Below are 4768 nucleotides of genomic sequence, written 5' to 3'. Positions count from 1 at the left end.
GCAGCCTGCTGGACCCTTCCCACCCCGTCGTTGAATTGTTTTTCCTGTTCTTTTTCTTGGTGATGTGCGGCCGGGAATCCGTTCGTTGCAGACTCACTACCCCGCTCGCCTGCCGGACCTCGCCCGAGGCGCACGGGTCGCCGCCGCAGTTTGGGCCCAGGGGCTGGCCCACCAGGCCCACCTCCAAACCAAACCCCAAAGCCTTCTAAGTTGCGGCAGTCGCGCGCCTACGCTCTGCCCCATTGCGGTGCTCCGACGCTCCTACAGGCTCTCCCTTCTTCCGCCACCCGAACATCAGCCTCGTAATGGTGCTCGAGTCTGCGCCTACGTCACCTCCGTCAGGTCCTGGCATGTGTAATGCCCAGACCAGGACCTCATTTCTTGACCGGATGCTGCTCGATCCACGCCTGCAAAATTCTTCGTATCATTTCAGGTCTCGTCGGCGGGTCCTCCTCCGCTCTCCGCATCGCATCTAGTGCGCGCATCAGCTCTTCAGGGAGGCGAACAAGTACGGGATCCGCACGTCCATCATTTTTTTTCTTGTCAGTCACGGATCACCTATTGATTTCCGGATATCCGGATAGCATATTGATCGAGCCGAAGCAAGGGTTGCCCCCCTCACTCCGGCTCTTGCCACCGCGAACTGCAAAGGAGATCGCAATGACTGTTTCTGTTCCTACCATTCCTTCGCCGAAGACTGAAGGCGTCCCTGCCGCTCATGTGGCACCGTCTCTTGAGGCGCTCTTCGCCTCTTTCCTCGGCACGCTTCCGCGCCTGCTCTCTGACGAACGGGATCTTTGCGGCTACTCCGGGCAGGACCCGGCGGTTGACGCGTGGATCCGGGCGGCGGATGCGTCGCTCGCGGCGACGAAGGCGGCCTGCGGGGCTGTCCTCGCGGCCCCGGCGTCGGGTGCGGCCGAGTTGAACCTGCAGCGTGTCGCGCGCCTCTTCATAGATGTGATCAGGTCCGCCGATCCCGACGAGGTGGCGTGCCTGCGGACCCATGCGCGGTTGCGCCGCTGGGCCTATAGCGTGCCGAGCGAGGTCACCGGAGCGCGCACGATCAACATGATGATCGCCTCTGCCCTTGATCGGTTCGAGAGCTGGCTTTCGCTGGAAGACGCGTTCGACGCACGCGCGGAGGCTTGGTCAGACAAGGGCCTGGACCTGCCCGGCACCCCGGATCTCGGCCCGGCCTTCTGATCTTTCCCCTTTCTTTATGACGCTGATACCGGCGCGGGGTTCGCCCGCGCCTGTCCCCCTCATGTCGAATTTAGGAGCATCCTCATGCCCAAGTCCCCGTTGAAGTCTCGCGCATCCCATGCACCCCGCCCGTCCGTCCGTGGTGTTCCTTTCGAAGTCGTAACCAGTCGCCGGCGTCGCCTGCATGTTCCGCATCGCTCCCGCCATGTTCCCGCCAGCGAGNTAACCAGTCGCCGGCGTCGCCTGCATGTTCCGCATCGCTCCCGCCATGTTCCCGCCAGCGAGTGGCGCGACTATCCTCGGCCCGTGCCGGATGCCTGGCATGGGTTCGCTCGCGACAAGGGCTTCAGGATCCACGGCCGCATCCGCGACCGGTATCACGTCGCGCTCGAATGTGACGCGTGTGGGGGGCTGACCGCGCACAAGAGCTATACGCTCCGGACGGCCCAGCCCCGCTGCGGCGCCTGCGCGGAAGCTGATCTCGCCGATGCCGCACGGGCGGCGGGCCTGACCTTCTTGCGCCGTGTCGGCCGCGATCACCATTATGGTCTTTACCGCGCTGCGTGCGGCCACGTGGTGAAGCGGCAGTTCGAGTTCGTCGAACGGGTCGCCGCCCGCAAGACCGACCTGCGCTGCGAGACCTGCCTTCGGTCCCGGGAGAGGGACGAAGCCGCACGCCAGGGCTGGGACCGGATCGGCCGCGATCCGAATGGAAACCCCAACTACAGGATCTACCGGCATTCCTGTGGGCATGTTCAGCGCGTGGCCCGGGTCAACATGAGCTGGGGCCAGGTCAAATGTGCCGGTTGCGGCGGCGCATGGAACGCACGGGAGTCGTATATTTATCTGCTCCGGATCGAGATTCCGGGCACGGCGTTTCACGTTCTGAAGTTGGGGTTCAGCCGGACGCCGGTCAAAAGATTTCGCCACCAGCTCGGCCTGCCACGGGACGCTAGGGTTGAGCTGGTCCGGGTGCTGCCGATGGCGACCGGTCATGACGCCTGCGCCAAAGAGTCCGCGACCCATGCGAGCCTCAGGCGGAGCCATCCGGACGCGGTCGTCCCGCCCGAGGTCTATGCGGGTATCCTGAACGTTAAGAGCGAGATTTACGAGGCCTGGGCTTACGAGCTGATCATGGCCATGATGGACCGGATCGAGGCCAGTCAGTCCGCCGTCTGACCCTTCCCACTCCCCTCGCAGATCACAGGCCCCGCCGCCCCGCCGCGGCGGGCACCCCTCCCCTATTCCCTGCTGACAGGAGACTGCCATGACCGCGATCCCCTTCGCCTCCCCCTCGCCGACTGTCCCCACCTCCGAACCCGGCCCGGAGTTGTCCGGAGCCCAGAGCGCAACCGTCCCGCCCGAGGCCCCGGACTGGCGCCCCTTCGCCGAGGCGCTCCTCGCCGCCGTCAAGGGCACCAGCTGGGCCGGTTGGCGGGTCAGTCGTCCTCCCAAACCGACGGCAGACCCGGCCGAGGACAATGCCACCTCGTCGGCCGGTCCGGCGGCTCGCAAGACTGGCCCGGACAACGGCCACCGGCCTGAGGCCGACGCCTCCCCGGACACGGGAGAGGATCCGGACAATTTTGCAGACGACAGCGTCGACGACCTGCTCGACCGGCTTGAGTCCGAGGCCGAAGCGGCGGGGATGGGGGTGCTGCTGCCGCCTCTCCCGCCTGCCGCCGAAGGACCGCCGACGATCTGGCGTCCGAAGGCCGTGACCCTGCTTGCGGCGATCCGGATCGCTGCCACCTTCCGCTCCCCGGAGGCGCTGGCGACGGCCCTCGGCACCCCGGGCGCAATCACCCTGCTTGCCACCGGCGGCACCGCGCTCGGCCTGACGGTACGCAAGCTGCTGGAGCAGGCCCTCGCAGAGCCGGACCTCTGGCCCTCGGATCGGCGTTCCCCGGAACTGCTGTCTGCCACGGATGCCGTCAAATCCGGCGGCGCCGACCTGCATCGGCCTCTCGGGGCATTTTCGGACAAAATGCGCGATGCGGTCGAGAGGGGGCGGGCGATTGTCCTCCTCACCAGCGTTGCGGGTCTCGCACCGCGAGACCTGCAGGCGTTGCAGCCGCAAGAGGTGACGCTGGCTTCGCTCGACCGGACGGCCCTCGCCGTCCTCCTCGATCTGGCCTACCCCGGACAAGAGGCGGCAACCGCCCTGACAGCCCTTCCGCTGGACGCCCGGGTCTCGCGCCTGACCCCGGATGCCCTGACCCTCTCCCTGCGCGCATCCGATCCAGAGGCCGCAGTCCGGGCAATCGTCACCGCCCTGAGCCCGGCACCGAACAGCGGGCTCGGCTGGGCAGAATTCCCCCTGCCGAACTCTGTCCGGGCCCCCCTCGCGGGGATGATCCGGGACCTGCATGACTGGCAGGACGGTCGCATCGCCTGGCGGGATGTCGCGCGGGGCCCCCTTCTTGTTGGGCCGCCCGGAACGGGGAAGACGCAGATCGCGAAGCTCCTAGCTGAAGAAGCCGGCGTCGCAGTCGTGGCGGGATCCGTGGCAAAATGGTCCGGTGAGGGCGCGCGTTCTAGCGAGATGGTCCGTGCGATGCGTTCTGATTTCGCCCAGGCGGCTGAATTGGCGCCAAGCATTCTGTTCGTCGATGAGGTTGACAGTTTCGGCGACCGGGCCCGGCGGGCCGATCACAACAGCGCCTACACGGATTTTGTTGTGGGCGCATTCCTTGACCTGCTCGACGGTTACGAAGGGCATGAAGGGGTGGTCGTCATGGCCGCAACAAACCACCCCGACAAGCTGGACCGCGCGATTGTCCGGCCCGGGCGTTTCGACCGGATCCTGACGCTTCCCCAGCCAGATATCGGCCTTCTCCCGAAGGCGTTCCGCTGGCACCTTGGCTCCGACCTTCCCGAGGCCGATCTGTCCGGGATTGGCCACGCCGCCCTCGGCATGTCCGGGGCAGATATTGCCGCCTGCGTGCGAGCCGCCCGTGGACACGCCCGACAGGCCCGGCGTGATCTGACCCTTAACGACCTCGCGGCGGCGATTGCCACGACCCACCCGCCGCTGCCGGAGGCTTTGCGCCGGATCGTTTCGGTCCACGAATCCGGGCATGCTATCGTCGCGGCAGCTATGGGCCAGGGCCGCGTGTCTACGGTCGCGATTGGGTCCGAAGGCGGCTTCACGGCCACAAGCCTCGTCCGGACCGGTGAGGATCGGGCAACAATCGAGGCGCATCTTTCGATCTCCATGGCCGGACGCGCCGCCGAACGGCTGGTCCTCGGTCAGGCCTCCGCCGGGTCCGGGGGGGATCCCGGCTCGGATCTGGCGTCGGCAACCCGGCTCGCGACAGCGCTCGAGGCCAGTTGGGGCCTCGGATCGTCGCTGATCTGGCAGGGGCCGGCCGACAGCGTCGAGGCGCGGCTGCGCGACGACATCGGCCTCCGGGCGCGGGTGGAGACCCATCTGCGCAACGCTGAGGCACGGGCTGCCCGGATCCTGACCGCCCATAGGGCGCTTCTCGAAGAGATGGCGAGCGCCCTCGACACGGCCGGGGTGCTCTCGGGAGAGGCGCTTGCGGCGTTCCTCGCGCGGGTC

The 4768-nt window shown here is 67.0% G+C and carries 4 protein-coding genes; 3 read left to right on the top strand and 1 reads right to left on the bottom strand.

The window, feature by feature from the left end:
- Positions 1–374: 374 nt before the first annotated feature.
- Positions 375–551 carry a ribbon-helix-helix domain-containing protein gene (locus EP237_RS23650; protein WP_240661735.1) on the bottom strand — a complete coding sequence of 59 codons (177 nt, stop codon included), beginning with the start codon at positions 549–551 and terminating at the stop codon, positions 375–377.
- 109 nt (positions 552–660) lie between these two features.
- On the opposite strand from EP237_RS23650, the gene EP237_RS22640 reads away from it, so the two are divergent.
- From EP237_RS22640 to EP237_RS22630, 3 genes are all read left to right on the top strand, one after another.
- Positions 661–1203: a hypothetical protein gene (locus EP237_RS22640; RefSeq protein ID WP_127563082.1), complete on the top strand. Its 543-nt coding sequence runs from the start codon at positions 661–663 to the stop codon at positions 1201–1203.
- A gap of 306 nt (positions 1204–1509) precedes the next feature.
- On the top strand, positions 1510–2382 hold the full coding sequence (locus tag EP237_RS23260) for a hypothetical protein (protein ID WP_164744813.1): 873 nt from the start codon (positions 1510–1512) through the stop codon (positions 2380–2382).
- Positions 2383–2470: 88 nt separating this feature from the next.
- A partial coding sequence (locus EP237_RS22630; protein WP_127563081.1) for an AAA family ATPase occupies positions 2471–4768 on the top strand: 2298 nt, incomplete at its 3' end.

This window comes from Nioella ostreopsis (assembly GCF_004000255.1).
GTDB classification, from domain to species: domain Bacteria; phylum Pseudomonadota; class Alphaproteobacteria; order Rhodobacterales; family Rhodobacteraceae; genus Nioella; species Nioella ostreopsis.
Note: the sequence above shows the minus strand (reverse complement) of the source record. Positions and strands in the feature narration are given on the sequence as shown.